Source organism: Verrucomicrobium sp. 3C (assembly GCF_000379365.1).
Taxonomy (GTDB): domain Bacteria; phylum Verrucomicrobiota; class Verrucomicrobiia; order Methylacidiphilales; family Methylacidiphilaceae; genus Methylacidimicrobium.
Map to the genome: position 1 here is coordinate 1 of NZ_KB901878.1, position 361 is coordinate 361.

Genomic DNA, 361 nt, shown 5'->3' on the forward strand with positions numbered 1-361 from the left:
GCTATTTGCCGCTCTACATCTTCGCCGACGATCAACTCCTTGGCGTCCGGCTTCGGCCATCGAACCAGGATGCGTCGGCGGGCTCCCTTACGGAGGTGAGCCGGATCGTGGGGCAATTCCGTAGCCGTTGGCCTGGAGTCAAGATCGTGCTCCGGGCCGATTCGGGCTTCTGCCGGGAAGAGATCATGGCCTGGTGCGAAGCCAATCAAGTCGACTACCTCTTCGGCTTCGCCCGCAATGAGCGCGTGTGTCGGACCATTGAGTCCTCGATGGAGCAAGCCCGTCGTCTGCGCGAGTCGAGTGGCAAGCCAGCCCGCTTCTTTACCGAGTTTGCCTATGGGACCTTGAACACCTGGTCGAG

The 361-nt window shown here is 61.2% G+C and carries 1 protein-coding gene; it reads left to right on the forward strand.

Going from position 1 to position 361, the window contains the following annotated elements:
* Window positions 1-361, forward strand: a 361-nt coding sequence (locus A37A_RS17685) for a transposase (protein WP_018292075.1), incomplete at both ends; no start/stop codon positions are given.